Source organism: Aquiflexum lacus (assembly GCF_015476655.1).
Classification (GTDB): domain Bacteria; phylum Bacteroidota; class Bacteroidia; order Cytophagales; family Cyclobacteriaceae; genus Aquiflexum; species Aquiflexum lacus.
This window is the reverse complement of the sequence record NZ_JABFHF010000004.1, coordinates 104,578-122,305: the sequence shown is the minus strand read 5'-3', so window position 1 is coordinate 122,305 and position 17,728 is coordinate 104,578. Positions and strand designations below refer to the sequence as shown.

Below are 17,728 nucleotides of genomic sequence, written 5' to 3'. Positions count from 1 at the left end.
GGATGCATCTTATGCAGTGACATGGCAAAGGATGCAATTACAACAAACCCAAATGATTATGTTTTCCCGGTCCCATTATTTATGTATTTTGTTTTTTTGGATGGTGGTATTGCCAGGGTATGGCCAAGATACAATTCCATCTTTTATGACCCAAAAGGATGAGATGCTGTTTGATCATTCTTACAAGCCACTGGTACTTTCTCTCAATGATGATGGATCTAAATACATCAGGTTCCTGATTTGGAATCAAATGTGGATGAGATCTACCGAAAATAATCCAGGTACTCTTGGTGTAGATGGAAATCCTCAAAAGAGGTCAACTGATATTGGTATTCGTAGAGCGAGATTTTTGGCTTACGCCCAAGTTTCTCCCAGATTTTTGATATTGACCCATTTTGGGATAAATAACCAGACGTTTACAGGAGGTGGTGTTCCGGGTGGGGGAGCCACAGGAAATCCCGGGAATATTCCGGTAACTGTTAATCCTGAGACAGGAACGGGTACAGCAAATGGAATGTCATCCAAAAAACCTCAATTATTTTTTCATGATATATGGACTGAGTTTAAAATTACCGAAGAATTATATATTGGAAGTGGTCTTCATTATTGGAATGGAATTTCAAGGATGTCCAGCCACAGTACTTTGTCTTTTATGGCTGTCGATGCGCCGATATTCAATTGGCCGTTGATAGAGTTGACAGATCAGTTTGCACGACAGTTTGGAATATATGCCAAGGGTCAGATCTCAAAATGGGATTATCGGATTTCCCTCAATAAGCCATTTTCTGTGGGCGGTGGAGGTTCTTTTGATAGCAATAGGGATAGACCTATTGCGGCCAATGTGGTCAATGACAATTGGGCAACTCAAGGTTATATTGCCTATCAGTTTTTGGATAAAGAAAACAATAAACTTCCTTTTTTTGTAGGATCATATCTTGGCACCAAGAAAGTATTCAACATAGGGGGTGGATGGCATCATCACCCCAAAGCCACAAGCTCCAGAGATATTGACGGTGCCGTAAATAAACACGATATCTCTCTTTTTGGATTGGATGCTTTTTTGGATATTCCACTAAATTCTGTTTCGGGCACAGCTTTGACTTCCTATGCGGTTTTTTACAATTATAATTTTGGTCCCAATTACCTAAGGAATATCGGAATTATGAATATTGGATTTGGTCCGGGTACAAGTCAAAATGGACCGGGGAATGCCCAACCGACTGTTGGAACCGGAAATATTTTCTACTCCCAAACAGGATTTCTGATGCCTAAAAGAATTTTGGGTGATCATGGAAGACTTCAGCCTTTTGGAGCATTAACTTATAAAGATTTTGATTACTTTGATGAAAGTTCTTTCCAATATGATTTGGGTATCAATTACTACCTAAATGGCCATCAGGCAAAAATAACCTTTCAATACAGTACCCGACCTGTTTTCCAAAACTTTATCAGAAGCAGTTCGGCAAGTGAATTCATACTTCAAACCCATTTATTCCTTTAAAAACCGAAAATATTATGTCAGAAAACAAACTCAAAATGCAGGCTTACTGGAAAAAGAACCTCCGGACACTGCTCATTCTTTTGGTCATTTGGTTTATCGTTTCCTTCGGATTCGGGATTCTCTTGGTAGAACAACTCAATCAGATCAAAATCGGAGGTTTTAAACTCGGATTCTGGTTTGCCCAACAGGGGTCTATCTACGCTTTTGTAGTGCTGATTTTTGTATATGTGTACAGAATGAATCAGCTGGACAAAGAATTTGACGTCAACGAAGAATAAACCCTAACCCAAAACCAATTTACCATGGATATCTTAACTTGGACATATATACTTGTCGGTACATCTTTTGCACTTTATATCGGAATAGCGATTTACACCCGGGCAGGGTCTACCAAAGAATTTTATACGGCTGGAGGAGGCGTTTCTCCATTGGCCAATGGCATGGCTACGGCTGCTGATTGGATGTCTGCGGCCTCTTTCATTTCAATGGCAGGGATTATCGCATTTTCCGGATATGATGGGTCAGTTTACTTGATGGGCTGGACCGGAGGATATGTTTTACTGGCATTGTTACTAGCGCCTTATTTAAGGAAATTCGGAAAATTTACAGTACCTGATTTTGTTGGCGATCGGTATTATTCGAATAAAGCAAGGGTAGTAGCTGTCATCTGCGCACTGTTTATTTCCTTTACTTATGTCGCAGGACAAATGAGGGGGGTTGGAATTGTTTTTTCCCGGTACCTTGAAGTGGACATCAATACGGGCGTCATCATTGGGATGTGTATTGTATTTTTCTACGCTGTTCTAGGTGGAATGAAAGGCATCACCTACACGCAAGTAGCGCAATATTGTGTGCTGATATTTGCCTATATGGTACCCGCCATCTTTGTATCCATGCAATTGACAGGTAACCCTATTCCACAGTTGGGATTGGGAGATACCGTGGCTGATGGTTCTTACCTTTTGGACAAATTGGATGGAGTTCTTAGTGAGCTAGGATTTGCAGAATATACAAGTGGACGAAAGGACATGGTCGATATTTTCGCCATTACACTTGCCCTGATGGTTGGTACAGCTGGATTGCCTCATGTGATTGTGAGATTTTTTACAGTTCCCAGGGTAAAAGATGCCCGTCTTTCAGCAGGCTATGCATTGGTATTTATTGCAATTCTATATACCACAGCTCCTGCAGTTGCAGCATTTGGGATTTATAATGCCATTGATACCGTTGCGGGGCAGCCTGTAAATGACTTGCCTGAATGGGTAGGTAATTGGGAGAAAACCAACCTGATTGCAGTGGATGATGTCAATAATGATGGCATTGTGCAATATTCTGCAAACCCTGCTACCAATGAGCTCAAAATAGATAAGGATATCATGGTCCTTGCCAATCCGGAAATCGCAAAGCTTCCCAACTGGGTGATTGGTTTGGTGGCGGCAGGAGGCATGGCAGCTGCGCTATCTACCGCAGCAGGGCTACTCCTTGTAATTTCAACTTCAGTATCACGCGACCTTTTCAGAACTTTCAAACCTGATATGACTGAAAAAAGAGAATTATTGATTGCCAGAATTTCAGCAGCGGGTGCAGTGGTTCTCGCAGGATATTTTGGTGTGAATCCTCCAGGATTTGTGGCTGAAGTGGTTGCCTTTGCATTCGGCTTAGCAGCGGCTTCATTCTTTCCTGTAATCATCATGGGGATTTTCTCAAGCAGGATGAACAAGGAAGGAGCGATAGCAGGAATGCTATCTGGTCTTATTTTCACGATCCTGTACATCAGTTATTTCAAATTTATCAGTCCAGAACTGAATAATGTTGATCATTGGTGGTTTGGGATATCTCCTGAAGGTATTGGCTCCTTGGGTATGTTGATCAACTTTGTGGTATGTTATGCAGTGTCCAAAGCTACTCCTGCACCGCCTCAGTCTGTTCAGGATATGATACAGGAAATCAGGATTCCAAGAGGAGCTGGAAAAGCACAAGAGCATTGATAATAACTCAAAAAAATATAAGGAACTCCGGCAATTAATTTGTCGGGGTTTCCCTTTTTTGGGACTTTCAAATGAATTTACACTACTTAGTCATATTTCCTCATTGACAATACCGCTTAGATTAATAACCAAAAAAAGTTGGATTCCTTACGGTCTAAATAAATAAAGCTCAATCAATTTCTAGTTTACGATCAAATTTGACAAAGTAGGGATGATTTAAACTTAACTCAATCCGAATCATGAAAGACACACTCAAAAGCCAATATTTATGGGCAGTATTTTTTCTGGGACTGTTTCTGATGAACTACCCGGTATTATCCATATACAATATTCCACAAATCATTTTCGGAATTCCTTTATTGTATTTGATGGTTTTTGGTTTTTGGCTTTTACTTATTTTGATCACTTATTTGGTGATCAGAAAAACGAACCATAAAAACAATGCTTAGCAACGGGCTGATCATATCGTTTACTTTTGGATATTTGGCATTGTTGTTTGCCATTGCCTGGTATTCCGAGCGATCAGCATTTCGGGGGAAAAAGCTTTCTTCCAATCCATATATTTATGCCCTATCACTTGCAGTCTACTGCACTGCTTGGACTTATTATGGTTCCGTTGGCCGGGCAGCTACCAATGGCCTTGAATTTTTGACCATTTACATCGGGCCCAGCCTTGTTGCCCCACTTTGGTGGATAGTGATGCGCAAAATTATCCGAATCAGTAAAGTTCAGCATATTTCATCCATTGCGGATTTTATATCGAGTCGCTACGGCAAAAATATTACTCTTGGAGGTGTGGTAACTGTTTTTTGCTTGTTGGGAATCTTGCCCTATACTTCTATACAGATTAAGGCTGTGGCCAATTCGTTTGATATCCTCCAATATTCTGAATTTAATCAAAACCTGATTGCTTATCCCTTTTATCAGGATACTGCATTTTATTTGGCGCTAGGTCTTGCTTTGTTTACGGTGCTATTTGGGACACGGAATGTCGAGGCTACCGCCCAGCATGAAGGCATGGTGATGGCAGTGGCTTTTGAATCTGTTTTTAAATTGATTGCATTCATTACCGTGGGGGTCTTTGTCACGTATTTCGTTTATGATGGATTTGCCGACATTTTTGCGCAGGCATCGCTCAGGGGATTGGACCATCTGTATGTGCTGCAAGGTGAGAACGGCGTTTCAGAATGGTTTTGGATGAGTGTTTTATCCATGATGGCTGTTCTTTTTTTACCCAGACAATTCCAGATGGGGGTAATAGAAAACAATGACGAAAAGCATTTGGATAAAGCCATGTGGCTTTTCCCAGCTTATCTGATTTTGATCAATGTTTTTGTCTTACCCATTGCCTTAGGGGGATTGGTACATTTTCCTATGGAAACTGTAGATGCTGACACATTTGTGTTGGCATTACCGATCGCTTATAATCAGGATTGGCTGGCATTGCTTGTATATTTGGGTGGATTCTCAGCTGCTACAAGTATGATCATTGTATCTACGATAGCATTGAGTAATATGGTCAGTAATAATCTCATCATGCCCATATTGTTATTTAATGACAATCTAAAAGTCAAATACCAACATAAACTGGGGAAAATTGTACTCCGTATCCGAAGGGCATCGATTTTTGTAATTATACTTTTGGCTTACGTTTACTATAAAGAGATTTCTGCAAAGTTTTCTTTGGTTTCGATCGGTTTGATTTCTTTTGTGGCCATTGCACAGTTTACTCCAGCGATTATAGGAGGAATTTTCTGGAAAAAGGGATCTCGTTTAGGCGCGCTGTTTGGAATTGTGGCAGGCTTCGTCCTTTGGTTTTTTACCTTGGTTTTACCCACGATAGTGACAGCTGGATATCTTCAACCGGACATATTGGAAAATGGGCTTTTTGGTATCAGTGGTCTAAAGCCTTATGCCTTGTTTGGATTTTCAGACATGAGTTATGTGACCCACGGTTTATTTTTCAGTCTTTCTTTCAATTTGATTTTATATGTATGCATTTCCTTATTTTCCACTCAGACATCGAAAGAACACAATCAGGCAGTGGTTTTTGTGGATATTTTCAAATACAGCACTTCCTTGGACAGCTCGATTATCTGGAAAGGGCAGGCCTATCTTCCAGACCTGAAAGCTTTGCTATATAATTTTCTTGGAGAAGAAAAAACAAGGGAGGTTTTGGAGGATTTTTCACTGAGAACGGGAAGGACTATTGGCACTAAAAATTATGCAGATCCTGAATTGGTCAATTATTCCGAGCGTTTATTGACAGGGATCATTGGGTCTGCTTCAGCACGTATCATGGTAGCCTCTGTGGTCGAAGAGGAAGAAATAAGCATGGCAGAAGTGTTGGGGATTTTGAAAGAGACCCAAGAGCTAAAAAGTTTGAATATTGAATTAAAGCAAAAGAGTATGGAATTGGAAATGGCTTCCGAAAAACTCCAGAATATGAATGAGACGCTAAGACTCAATGATATGCTCAAGGATGAATTCATCTCAACAGTGACACACGAAATGAAGACCCCGATTACATCAATCAGGGCTTTTTCGGAGATTTTATTAGATGAAGACCTTCCTGAAGAGGATAAAAAAAGGTTCCTGGATATTATTATTCAAGAGACGAACAGAATGACCCGGCTGATTGATCAGGTTTTGGATTTGGAAAGGTTCGATTCAGGTAGACAGGAACTGAATCTTGAAAAGACAGATATCAGGATACTCATACTTCAGACAACAGAGAGTATGTTACAGGTATTTAAGGAGAAAGGTCTCGATTTCAATATTGAAATTGGATTTGATGAACTTCAGTTATTGGTAGATGAGGACAGGTTGAAGCAAGTGATACTTAATTTGCTGTCCAATGCTTCCAAATTTGCCAAAGATAAAATAGTCCTTAAAACTTTCCTGAAAGATCATGATCTTTATCTTCAAGTATTAGATGATGGAAAAGGAGTTCCAAAAGAAGAGGTCTCCTACATTTTCGAAAAGTTTTTTCAAGCTAAAAATCAGACAAGTAAAAAGCCGATCGGAAGTGGATTAGGTTTGGCCATATCCAAAAAAATCATAGAATATCATGGAGGTAAGATTGGAGTATTTAAAAAGTCAGGAATGACCTGTTTTGAATTTAGTCTTCCTCTGCAACTTGAGCATAATTTAGTAACACAATCCAAAACCGCCGATGAATAAAATACTGATAGTAGATGATGAACCCAATATCCTTCTGTCACTGGAGTTTCTTTTCAAGAAAGAAGGTTTTATGGTGTTTATAGCCCGAGATGGGGAAGAAGCAATGGGAATTATTGAGGAAAACGACCCTGAGTTGGTCATTCTTGATATAATGATGCCTAAAGTGGATGGATATGAAGTATGTAAACATATTAAAGAAAAAAATGAAAGTGTCAAGGTTGTTTTTTTATCGGCAAAAAGTAAAAAGCAAGATGTTCAAAAGGGGATGGATCTGGGTGCAGACCTATACCTTACCAAGCCCTTTTCAAATAAGGACTTGGTTTCCAAAGTAAAATCATTAATTAATTAAAATCATTTTCAATAACCTAAAATAATTAAAACATGAGCGATAGAATTCATACACTAAGCGGATATTTCTACGAGTACCAGAAGTCGGTGGCAGAACCCGAAAATTTTTGGGCCAGAATAGCAGACTCTTTCTTCTGGCGAAAAAGATGGGATAAAGTTTTAGAATGGAATTTCGAGGGCCCTGATGTCAAATGGTTTGTCAATGCCAAATTGAATATTACAGAGAATATCTTTGAAAGAAATCTTTTTACCATAGGGGACAGGCCTGCTATCATTTGGGAACCGAGTGACCCAACTGAAAAAGGGAGAACCATCACTTACAATGAACTATATGCAGAGGTCTGCCAATTTGCCAATGCATTAAAAGCTAAAGGAATTGGTAAAGGGGACAGGGTCATCATCTACATGCCCATGATACCTGAAGCTGCTGTTGCCATGCTTGCCTGTGCTAGAATAGGTGCTGTGCATTCGGTAGTATTTGCAGGCTTCAGTTCCACTTCTCTAGCAGACAGGGTAATTGATTGTAAAGCAAAAGCCATATTGACTTCTGATGGAAACTTCAGAGGAAATAAAAAGATAGCAGTAAAAGCAATAGTGGATGAGGCAATGGAAAAGTCCAGTGTGGAAACGGTCATTGTCTGTAAAAGGACAGGACAGGATATCACCATGGTAGAAGGCAGAGATCATTGGTGGCATGATGTCATCCAGGATCAAGCATCTACCCATCCCGCAGAAGTGATGGACAGTGAGGATATGCTGTTTATCCTTTATACCTCAGGGTCTACAGGAAAGCCAAAAGGGGTAGTACATACAATTGGAGGGTATATGGTCTATACCAAATATACTTTTGACAATGTGTTTCAATACTCACCGGGAGATGTCTATTGGTGTACAGCTGATATAGGATGGATTACGGGGCATTCTTATATCGTTTATGGCCCCTTATTGGCTGGTGCTACTACATTGATGTTTGAGGGTGTACCTACCTATCCTGATCCAGGGCGGTTCTGGGCGGTGATTGAAAAACACAAAGTCAATCAGTTTTATACTGCTCCGACGGCTATAAGGGCTCTGCAGGCTTATGGTACCGATCCGATAGAACCTTACGACCTGAGTTCTTTGAAAGTATTGGGTTCGGTGGGTGAACCCATCAATGAAGAAGCATGGAAATGGTATTATACACATATTGGGCAGTCGAGGTGTCCAATAGTAGATACTTGGTGGCAGACAGAAACAGGAGGGATTATGGTTTCCCCTATTGCAGGCATCACGCCTACGAAGCCAGCTTATGCAACACTTCCATTACCTGGGATTCAGTTGATGATAGTAGATCCTGAAGGAAAGGAATTGACAGGGAATTCAGTAGAAGGAAATCTCTGCGTCAAGTTTCCATGGCCTTCGATGATACGTACGACTTATGGGGACCATGAACGCTGCAAACAAACTTATTTCTCGACTTATAAGGGGTTGTACTTTACAGGTGACGGGGTGAAGCGTGATCATGATGGATATTACCGTATCCTTGGCAGGGTAGATGATGTGATCAATGTTTCAGGTCATAGGATGGGAACCGCGGAAGTGGAAAACGCCATCAATGAACATCCGCTTGTGATAGAATCAGCCGTAGTCGGGTATCCACATGATATCAAAGGTCAGGGCATTTATGCCTATGTGATCTGTGACATGTCTCATAGGACTGAAGATAACCTTATCAATGAGATCAAGGATATGGTCAGTAAAATTATAGGACCAATCGCTAAACCTGATAAGATTCAGATAGTTCCTGGATTGCCCAAAACACGTTCTGGTAAAATTATGAGAAGAATTCTCAGAAAAGTAGCTGAAGGCAGTACGGACAGTATGGGAGATACTTCTACTTTACTTGACCCGGATGTGGTGACGGCAATTATTGAGGGCAAGAAGTAGAAGGTAAATTATTTCTAAATAGACCCATCAAGAATGTCCAATGTCATTGTCAACAGAGTCAAAGAATTTCTAAAGAGATACCCGCCTTTTTCTTTTCTCAGTGATTCCTCCTTGGAGTTGGTCGCAAAAGGAGTAGAGGTACGGTATTTTGTGAATGAAGAAGTATTGTTTGAGCAGGGAGAACCTGCTCAAAACTATTTCTTTGTGCTGAAAGAAGGATCAGTTGAATTGACTGAAAAAAAAGATGGTGTGTCCAAGGTGGTGGAGGTGTGTGATGAAGGAGATGTTTTTGGAGTACTGGCACTGTTGGGTAAAAGACCCTATATCCTAAGCGCTCGGACCCGAGAGGAATCCCTGATTTATGCCATACCTGTTGCCATTTTTGAAAAAATTCTACAGGAAAACAGTAGGGTCAGCTTATATTTTGCTGCAGGATTTGCCTCAGGCCAAGTAGTAGTCAGGTCGGATCTTTCGCAATCCCAAAAAGCCAGAACCGCTTTCACCGAATTATCCAAAGACAATGGCCTGTTAATATTTACCGGTCAATCCGACCTGAATTATTCCCATGAAGTACTCACCTGCCAAGCAGGAGAAACGGTGGCAATGGCTGCCAGAAGCATGTCTGAAAAAGGAGTAGGGTCAATCGTGGTAGTGAATCAAAAGAAACACCCGGTAGGCATCATTACGGATAAAGACCTTCGCAACAGACTGGTGGCAAAAGGCAGAAGTTACGATACTTTGGTAGATGACCTGATGACAAGTCCTGTGATGACCAAGAGTAAAGAGGCAGACTTTTCTAGCCTTTACCTCACTATGATCAAAAATCGGCTTCATCATTTGATTTTCACCGAAGATGGTTCGCCTGACAGCCCGGTAACCGGGATTTTATCGGATCATGATATTCTTCTATCTCAAGGAAACAGCCCTGCTGTATTGATCAATGCTTTGATGAATACCTGGGAGGTCAAGGAAATGGCTAAAATCCGAGATAGGGCCGAGCGCTTGTTGAAATATTACCTAGAAAATGAATTGGCGATGGATTTTGTTGCCAATATCATTTCCGAAATCAATGACATCATCATCCAAAGGGCCGTTCAGATTGCCAAAAATAAGCATGATGTAGCTTATCCCGATGAATCCAAAGTAAAGTTCTGTTTTCTTTCATTGGGTAGCGAAGGAAGAGAGGAGCAATTGCTAAGGACTGATTTGGACAATGCCATTGTATTTGAAGATGTTAAGGCTTCAAAGCTGGGAAAAACCAAGGAATACATGTTGCTGATCGGGCAGGAAGTGATTGAGATATTATTGTCCTGTGGGTTTCAATCCTGTCCTGCTGACATGATGGCCAATAATCCAAAATGGTGTCAGCCGCTCTCTGAATGGAAAAAATATTTCAGTGATTGGATCCTAAGTCCTAATCAGGAAGCGCTGATGCATGCGGCTATTTTTTTTGATTTCAGGCCCATTTTTGGGAGTAAAAGTTTGGCAGATGATATGACATCCCATATCTATCAGGAAATAGCAGGGAAAACCATATTCTTAAATTTTCTGGCAAAAAATGCGTTGTTGAACCCGCCCCCTTTGGGGTTTTTCCGAAACTTCATCATGGAAAAGTCAGGTGAGCACCGGGATAAATTTGATATCAAATTACGGGCGATGATGCCATTGGCGGATATTGCAAGGCTTTTAGTGCTGAGCCATAAGATAGTAGGTATCAACAATACCTTCAAGCGATTCGAGAAATTGTCAGAACTGGAGCCAAATTATAAGGATCTTTTTTTGGAAGCGGGTAAAGCTTATGAAATCCTCATGCGGATGCGTGCCATTGAAGGCCTGCGATCCTCAAATTCCGGTAGGTATATATCACCTGAATCATTGGGCAAGCTGCAGAGGCAAATGCTTAAAAACACTTTTGCTCCCATAGATGAGCTTCAAAAGATCCTGAGGGTAAGGTTTCAATTGGATTATTTCGGAGGTTGATATGGCATGGTTTGACTTTTTGAAAAAGAATAAGGTTCCAAAAGCAGGATTTGTAGCCGAATATGAAAAGTTGTTTGAAAAAAAAACACCTTCTTTAAGACCTTTGGACCAATTGGGATTTGTGGTTTTGGATACAGAAACTACGGGATTGGATCCTAAAAATGACCATATTCTTTCCTTTGGAGCCGTAAAAATCAAAGGATACAGAATAATTGTGAATACGGTATTGGAAGTTTATCTCGATGCTCCCAAAAGAAACAAAGAAGCTGTTCAGATTCACGAAATATTGTACGACAATCAGGTATTTCCGCAGGCAGATTTTGTAAAAGAACTTTTAGCTTATGTTGGTTCAGACATCATAGTAGGACATCATATTGGTTTTGATATGATGATGTTGGAAAAGACATTAAAGCCTTTTGGTTTCAAAAAATTCCTAAATCCTACGATTGATACCTTGTACCTCAGTTTAAGACTTGAAAAGGGGCCCCACTATGATATTTCCCTTGGAAAACCCGGAGAACACTCACTTGATAGCTTGTGCCAAAAATATGGTATTCCGCTTGATGACAGGCATACTGCGGCAGGTGATGCTTTTTTGACTGCGCAGCTGTTGATGAAACTATTGAAAATTGCAGAAAAAAAGGGGATAAAAGATTTTGGGAGTTTGGTGAGGTGAGGATGAGGTGGTATCCGCAATAAGGCCAAATCTTACCTTCCCATCACTTCATAAACCATTAAAGGCACCTTTTTATTTTTCATTTCTAAAAGTCCGATCGTTTCACAATTAAATGAGTCTTTGATGATATGATAACTATTTTCTGCTATAAAAATTTGACCTTCTTTTGCGGATGATTGAAGTCTTGCAGCGGTATTGACAGTATCCCCGATTACAGTATAATCCAAGCGCCTTAAAGTAGAAGATCCAATATTTCCAGAGATCATTTCACCTGTGTTGATGCCTATAGAGACATTGGGTTTAAAATTCATCTTCCCTTCGATTTCCGGTTTATTGGATATTTCGTCTTTGATGTTGAGACAGGAATTTATGGCCCGCTCCAAATGGTTATCTCCTTTGAAAACAGCCAAAACGGCATCACCCATAAACTTATCCACAATTCCGTTTTCATCGATTATTGACCTTGCCATGATGTCAAAATATTCATTTAAGAGTCCTACCACTTCATCAGGTGGGTGGTTTTCGCTAATGGCTGTAAATCCGCAAATATCTATGAATGCAACGGTTCCTTGGATAGTTTCATTGTCAAATAAGGATGCTCCGATTTCACGGCTACCCATAAAATTGAGTACTGTCTCGTCGACATACATTTTTAAAATATTATTTTCTTTCATGGCTTTCAGGGTGTCCTTGATCATACCAACATGCTTGACAGTTCTGTCAATGGTAATTTCAAGGTCAGAAAAATTGACTGGTTTGGTGACAAAATCAAACGCGCCCCTGTTCATTGCAGTACGGATATTGTCCATATCACCATAAGCGGAAACAATGACCGACTTGAGCAGCGCATTTTTTTCATTCAACTTGGAAAGCAGTGTCAATCCATCCATTTCAGGCATATTGATATCACTCAACACCACATCCACATCATGATGAACTTCCAACTGTTCTAAAGCATGTCTTCCGTTGATGGCAAAAATGAATTCATATTCATTTTGCCGGATTTTTTGCCGGAATTTTTGCTTGATCAGCACTTCTAGATCAGCTTCATCATCAACTACAAGTATCTTCGCCATAATTATAAAAATCTAATTGTATTCTCTTCAATTCAATAATTCTTTTATTTCTTTTTTTAGGGAATCAAAATCAATGGGTTTGGTAAAAAATTCCTTCGCACCGGAATTAATCGCTTTATTAAAGTTTTCGCTGTCGCCATAAGCCGAAATCATACTTACATTGATTTGGGGAAAACGTTTTTTGACCTTATCCAACAATTCAAGCCCTGTCATTCCTGGCATATTAATATCAGAAAACACATAGACTACTTTTGGTGGATCAGATTCTTCCAAAATATTTATTGCCTCTGCACCGGAAAAAGCAAATACGAGTTCAAGTTCCCCATTTCGGACTTCTTTACGGAATTTTTGCCGGAAGAGCATTTCAACATCTTTTTCGTCATCAACTATTAAAATTTTCATACCATTCAATCTTTATTTTGAGTGTTCATTAAAGTAATACTAAAACGGGTAAAATTTCCTACTTCCGAATTTATTTCAAGAGTTCCTTCATGGGCTTTGACAATATCATGGGTGATACTCAATCCCAGGCCCGTTCCTTCTGTTCCTTTTTTGGTGGTAAAAAAAGGCATCAACAATTTTCCTCTATTTTCTTCGGATATTCCCGGTCCGTTATCCTCAACTTCCAAAAAAATCTTATCTCCCATTTCTCTGGTACTTACAATTAACCTGGGCAGATAACCGGTAGTGTTATCTATGGTTTTATCCCTCATGGCATCAAAGGCATTCTTACAGAGGTTGAGAATTACCCTGCTGAAGTCTTCCGGATTGAGATTGACCTTCGGTAGTTTTTCGTCCAACTGTAATTGTATATCCACATTGATCGGATTTTTGTTTGCCCGCATACCATGAAAAGCCAGATTGACATATTCCTTTACCAATTCATTGAGGTCGGTAAGTTCCATGATTCCCTTTCCTCCCCTTGAGTGCATCAACATGGATTTGACAATGCCATCTGCCCGTGAACCATGCTGTAGTATTTTCTGTAGATTGTACTTCACATCTTCCAACAAAGCCCTGATGTCTTCTGTGATTTCACTTTGTTCAAGTTTTGTCATTTCCTCATAAATCTCTTCAATATATTCCAAGCTTAGTTCGGAGAAATTATTGACAAAATTCAATGGGTTTTTGATCTCATGGGCTATACCTGCAGTCAGTTGTCCTAAGCTTGCCAGTTTTTCCTGTTGGATCAATTGTTCTTGCATGGTTTTGAGATTCTCGTGGGCTTTTTGGATTTCCCTTGCTTGCTTCAGTTCTTTTTCTCTGTTTTCTTCATGGACTTTGGCCAATAACTGTCTTTTTTGAAACATATTGATCAAGAACATCAAAAAAACAAGTATGATCAGGTATATCACAAATGCCTGCCAAGTAGCATACCAATAGTTTTGTGTCCAGGTTTCCTCGTCCAATTCTGTGAGACCGGAGGTTGCAACAAAACACATAGTTCCTCTTCCGGTCTGTATCACGCTCCACACATGGCGCGGGGCAATAGAGATTTTTGAGGCGTAGGTTGATATAAACGGAAGCCCCGGTTCAGGATGGGATTGAGCAGACGCATGTACTGGCACCAAGAATGGTGTTAGGAAAAATATTATTAAAAAGAAAAACCTCTGTATCAAAACTATCTTGGGTGTGGTGGTTTTCGTTATCATTAAACCATAGTTTAATTTTTATGTAAAATACACAATTGCATTGAAATTTAACTACTTATTGGGTTCTAATGGAAAATCTTGGGTGATTCTTTACCTATGATGGGCTTCCAAATTCACATGTTTTGCATAATGATGACAAATTCCAGCAGACGACCGATTTTTTCAAATATCTCTTAAATAGGTAGTGTAACAATAAAAACTGTTCCTGCCTGACCGTTAGACAGGGTAGGCAGGCCTTTTCCTTCTTTAGCGGGAGACTCGACTTTAAGTTCCCCTCCATGGGCTTTCACAATATCATAACTCAGTGAGAGACCTAGACCCGTACCTTGTCCTGTGGGTTTGGTGGTGAAGAAAGGTTGGAATATTTTATCTTTCATTTGTTTAGGAATGCCTGGACCATTATCTGCAATTTTAATTATGATTTTATTTTCTTTTTCATTCATCGAGGTATTTACCGTTACCGAGGGTTTAAAGTCTGAATTCTCTGCCTTTTTTCGTTGGTCATTGACTGCATAAAAGGCATTGTTGATCAGATTGAGCATTACCCTACCAATATCCTGTGGGACAATATTGATTTTTGGAAGATTGGTCTCAAAATCGGTTTTAAAATCAGCGTTGAAAGATTTGTCTTTTGCTCTCAATCCGTGATAAGAAAGTCTGAGATACTCATCAGCCAACATGTTGATATCAGTTGGGGTTTTTTCTCCCAAACTTGAACGGCTATGCAGTAGCATTCCCTTGACTATATTATCTGCACGACTACCATGATGATGGATTTTTTCCAGATTCTGTTTGATGTCTAGGGCTATAGCCTTAACCTCTTCTAGGTCACCGCTCTCTAACTCCTGATGCATTTCATCAATCAATTCTTGACTTACCTCCGAAAAATTATTGACAAAATTCAAAGGATTCTGTATCTCATGGGCAATTCCAGCTGTCAGTTCCCCTAATGAGGCCATTTTTTCCGATTGGATCAATTGGGCCTGCGCCGATTTCAACTCCTCCAGTGCTTTTTCAAGTTCTTCTTTCTGTTTGACCAGTTCTGCTGTCCTTTCCGCTACATCTACCTCAAGTTTTGCCTTTAGAGTTTGGGTGATCTGAAATTCTTTTTCCCTTTCCAAGGCCTTGATTTTCTCAGCCAAAAGTGCTTTTTTCTGCTTTCTATACGTGATATACATTGCTACCAACCAGATAAAGGCAAAGAATGAGGCAACGTCGAATACCTTATCCCAAGTCTTGAAAAATTCAGGCATGGCCAGTTCAAAAATATCTCTGATTAAGGATACAGCGATTAAAGGCAGTGCTGCATAGACCAATGATTTTGTTCCCGAAAATTCCGGATGGGTGAAAATATTGTAGACAATGTAAGAAATCAGCAGAATGCTTAAAAATTTGAGAAGCAGATCATTTACAAGACCGGAACCCGCCAAAATGGCTAAACTGACAACGATGATCAGTCCGTAATTTATTGGCTGCCTCCATCTCTCAGGGATTTCCTTTGTTTTCAACTGCCTGCGCAGATAATACAAGAAGATAAATGCAATGACATTTTCGAAACCCATAAACCTATCTTTTATTTTTAAAATTGTCCATTAGGAAGATTTTAACCAGAATTTTTCCTCTACAGGCAATTCATCTAGGTAAGATTTGGTTTGATCATGGCCTTTTTTCACAACCCGCTTCCATTTACTGTCATCCAGAAGACTGACTGCCCTCAGGTTGATTTCAAAAAAGAGAGATACTTTGGATTTATTGATCTCTTCCCGCTGTCGGGAATTGAAAGTCATGGAGTTGACCATTACAGTGGTGATGACAGGATTATCATATCTCTTTTTCTTCGCAAATTTGCCTTTCACTTGATCCCAAACCGAAGGGACGTTTTTAAAATCCACTTTTTCTGGTTCTGATCCTGAAAGAGAAACAGCAATGATGTTTTTGACAGGGTATCGGTACATGGGGTCTATGGGAATATTATCTGCCATGGCACCATCCATATACACCTGATCATCCACCACTACAGGAGGAAAGATTCCGGGAGATAAAAAGCTTTCCCGCACTTGCTGCCATACCTTGCCGGTACTATGGATTTTAACCTCGTTGTTTGTCATATCAGTTGATACGCAATACGAATTAACCCAAATATCCTCCAAAGCGGTACTGCCAAAAACATTTTTGGAAAACTCTTCAATTTTTTGGGTACTGTTTTTCGCAAAAAAGGTCAAAAAGAAATCGTTTATTCCCAGGTCACTCTCTGCGGATTGCTGGCATATTGCCTCAATTCTTTTTTGTCGAAAATCAGCAAAGGCCATAATGATACCATAAAGTGCCCCTGCACTGCTTCCCCCAACAAAATCTATCTCCACTCCGGCTTCCAATAGTGCTTGAGCTGCTCCGACATGAGCATAGCCTTTTGCACCACTGCCACCTAGAACCAAGCCCACGGCCTGATTGGTGATAATCCTACATAGCCTGCGCATGTCCCTGCTGTTATTTTTACGGGCATGAATATGTAAATGGATATTTCTGTCTTTAAACCACTTAGCGGTATTTTCAGGAAGGTCTACATTTTCAGGATGTAATAGCAATAAGTATTTTTTCCTGTTTAGGATATTATTCTCATAAAGTTTCTGCTCCTTCTCGATATCATAAAGATTCGAATCCGCATAAAAGTAAGAAGCTAAAATCACCAGATCAGCATAAAGGAGGCATTGCTTGGACCAATCAGGATCCTGTCCACTGCATACGATCAAATTGACCCCTTTATGTTGTTCCAAAAGCTCAGGAAGTTCTTTGTAGTTTTTTTCTCCTTTTTCTTCCTGACCCAATACCTGGATTGGAATGTGCATAGCTTCCAGATTGTTTTTGATTTCTGATACCCAATAGTCAATATTTAAGTCTTGTTGAAGCTGGATGATGACGATGTTTTTTGGGATGGCCTCTACTTTTTGTTCAAGGACATTTCTCCTCATCCGGTTGATCACAAACCTTGTCAAGGCTGATGCAAATTCCGGGTTTTTTGCTACTGCACTATGATATTCGGTTTTACTGATTTCAAGTACAATGGATTTTCTGATCGCAATGACCGCAGCCATACGGGGCTCATTGGTAAAAAGTGCGATTTCACCAACAGGTTCGCCTTCGGCAATGTCACCCAAAATAACCGTCCCACCTTTATCCTCATTGATGGCACGAAGCCTCCCTGACAATACTATGAAAAGTTCATTTTGGCTGTCACCTTGTCTGAATAAATAATCTCCAGCTTCAAGTTCTATTTTTTTGCCTCCTTCAAAAATTTGCTTAAGGCTACTCTCTTCCATCTCCCCAAAAAGATTGCTAAGGAGCTCTCGGTAATGATCATCAAATTTATTTTTCATTTCCATTGACTTTATTTTTTTTAA

Annotated in this window: 14 protein-coding genes; 9 read left to right on the top strand and 5 right to left on the bottom strand. The window is 40.0% G+C overall.

Annotated elements, in window-relative coordinates; genetic code table 11:
- Positions 1–145: 145 nt before the first annotated feature.
- From HMJ38_RS05425 to HMJ38_RS05385, 9 genes are all read left to right on the top strand, one after another.
- On the top strand, positions 146–1,501 hold the full coding sequence (locus tag HMJ38_RS05425) for a porin (RefSeq protein ID WP_228779901.1): 1,356 nt from the start codon (positions 146–148) through the stop codon (positions 1,499–1,501).
- A 14-nt stretch (positions 1,502–1,515) separates the two neighbouring features.
- Positions 1,516–1,779, top strand: coding sequence for a DUF4212 domain-containing protein (locus HMJ38_RS05420; protein WP_194973357.1), 264 nt, complete (start codon positions 1,516–1,518; stop codon positions 1,777–1,779).
- A 24-nt stretch (positions 1,780–1,803) separates the two neighbouring features.
- A complete protein-coding gene (locus tag HMJ38_RS05415; RefSeq protein WP_194973356.1) occupies positions 1,804–3,489 on the top strand; it encodes a sodium:solute symporter family protein in 1,686 nt (561 codons plus the stop codon).
- A gap of 239 nt (positions 3,490–3,728) precedes the next feature.
- On the top strand, positions 3,729–3,938 hold the full coding sequence (locus HMJ38_RS05410) for a hypothetical protein (protein WP_194973355.1): 210 nt from the start codon (positions 3,729–3,731) through the stop codon (positions 3,936–3,938).
- Positions 3,931–6,672, top strand: coding sequence for an ATP-binding protein (locus HMJ38_RS05405; protein ID WP_194973354.1), 2,742 nt, complete (start codon positions 3,931–3,933; stop codon positions 6,670–6,672). Before HMJ38_RS05410 ends, HMJ38_RS05405 begins: the two co-directional genes overlap by 8 nt.
- Entirely contained in the window at positions 6,665–7,021 is a 357-nt protein-coding gene (locus HMJ38_RS05400; RefSeq protein ID WP_194973353.1) for a response regulator transcription factor, read from the top strand. Before HMJ38_RS05405 ends, HMJ38_RS05400 begins: the two co-directional genes overlap by 8 nt.
- 32 nt (positions 7,022–7,053) lie before the next feature.
- Positions 7,054–8,946: an acetate--CoA ligase gene (acs, locus tag HMJ38_RS05395; RefSeq protein ID WP_194973352.1), complete on the top strand. Its 1,893-nt coding sequence runs from the start codon at positions 7,054–7,056 to the stop codon at positions 8,944–8,946.
- Between the two features lie 33 nt (positions 8,947–8,979).
- Positions 8,980–10,926, top strand: a complete 1,947-nt coding sequence (locus HMJ38_RS05390) for a DUF294 nucleotidyltransferase-like domain-containing protein (protein WP_194973351.1) — start codon at positions 8,980–8,982, stop codon at positions 10,924–10,926.
- A gap of 19 nt (positions 10,927–10,945) precedes the next feature.
- Positions 10,946–11,602, top strand: a complete 657-nt coding sequence (locus HMJ38_RS05385; protein WP_228779900.1) for a 3'-5' exonuclease — start codon at positions 10,946–10,948, stop codon at positions 11,600–11,602.
- 32 nt (positions 11,603–11,634) lie between these two features.
- Here HMJ38_RS05385 and HMJ38_RS05380 read toward each other — a convergent pair whose 3' ends face one another.
- The 5 genes from HMJ38_RS05380 to HMJ38_RS05360 form a co-directional block, all read right to left on the bottom strand.
- A complete protein-coding gene (locus HMJ38_RS05380) occupies positions 11,635–12,678 on the bottom strand; it encodes an adenylate/guanylate cyclase domain-containing protein (protein WP_194973349.1) in 1,044 nt (347 codons plus the stop codon).
- A 27-nt stretch (positions 12,679–12,705) separates the two neighbouring features.
- Entirely contained in the window at positions 12,706–13,080 is a 375-nt protein-coding gene (locus HMJ38_RS05375) for a response regulator (protein ID WP_194973348.1), read from the bottom strand.
- A 5-nt stretch (positions 13,081–13,085) separates the two neighbouring features.
- The gene (locus HMJ38_RS05370) at positions 13,086–14,330 is read right to left on the bottom strand and encodes a sensor histidine kinase (RefSeq protein WP_194973347.1); all 1,245 of its coding nucleotides are present in this window, start codon (positions 14,328–14,330) and stop codon (positions 13,086–13,088) included.
- Positions 14,331–14,503: 173 nt separating this feature from the next.
- Complete coding sequence (locus tag HMJ38_RS05365) at positions 14,504–15,892, bottom strand: sensor histidine kinase (RefSeq protein WP_194973346.1); 1,389 nt, start codon at positions 15,890–15,892, stop codon at positions 14,504–14,506.
- A 30-nt stretch (positions 15,893–15,922) separates the two neighbouring features.
- Entirely contained in the window at positions 15,923–17,704 is a 1,782-nt protein-coding gene (locus tag HMJ38_RS05360; protein WP_194973345.1) for a patatin-like phospholipase family protein, read from the bottom strand.
- Between the last annotated feature and the right edge of the window lie 24 nt (positions 17,705–17,728).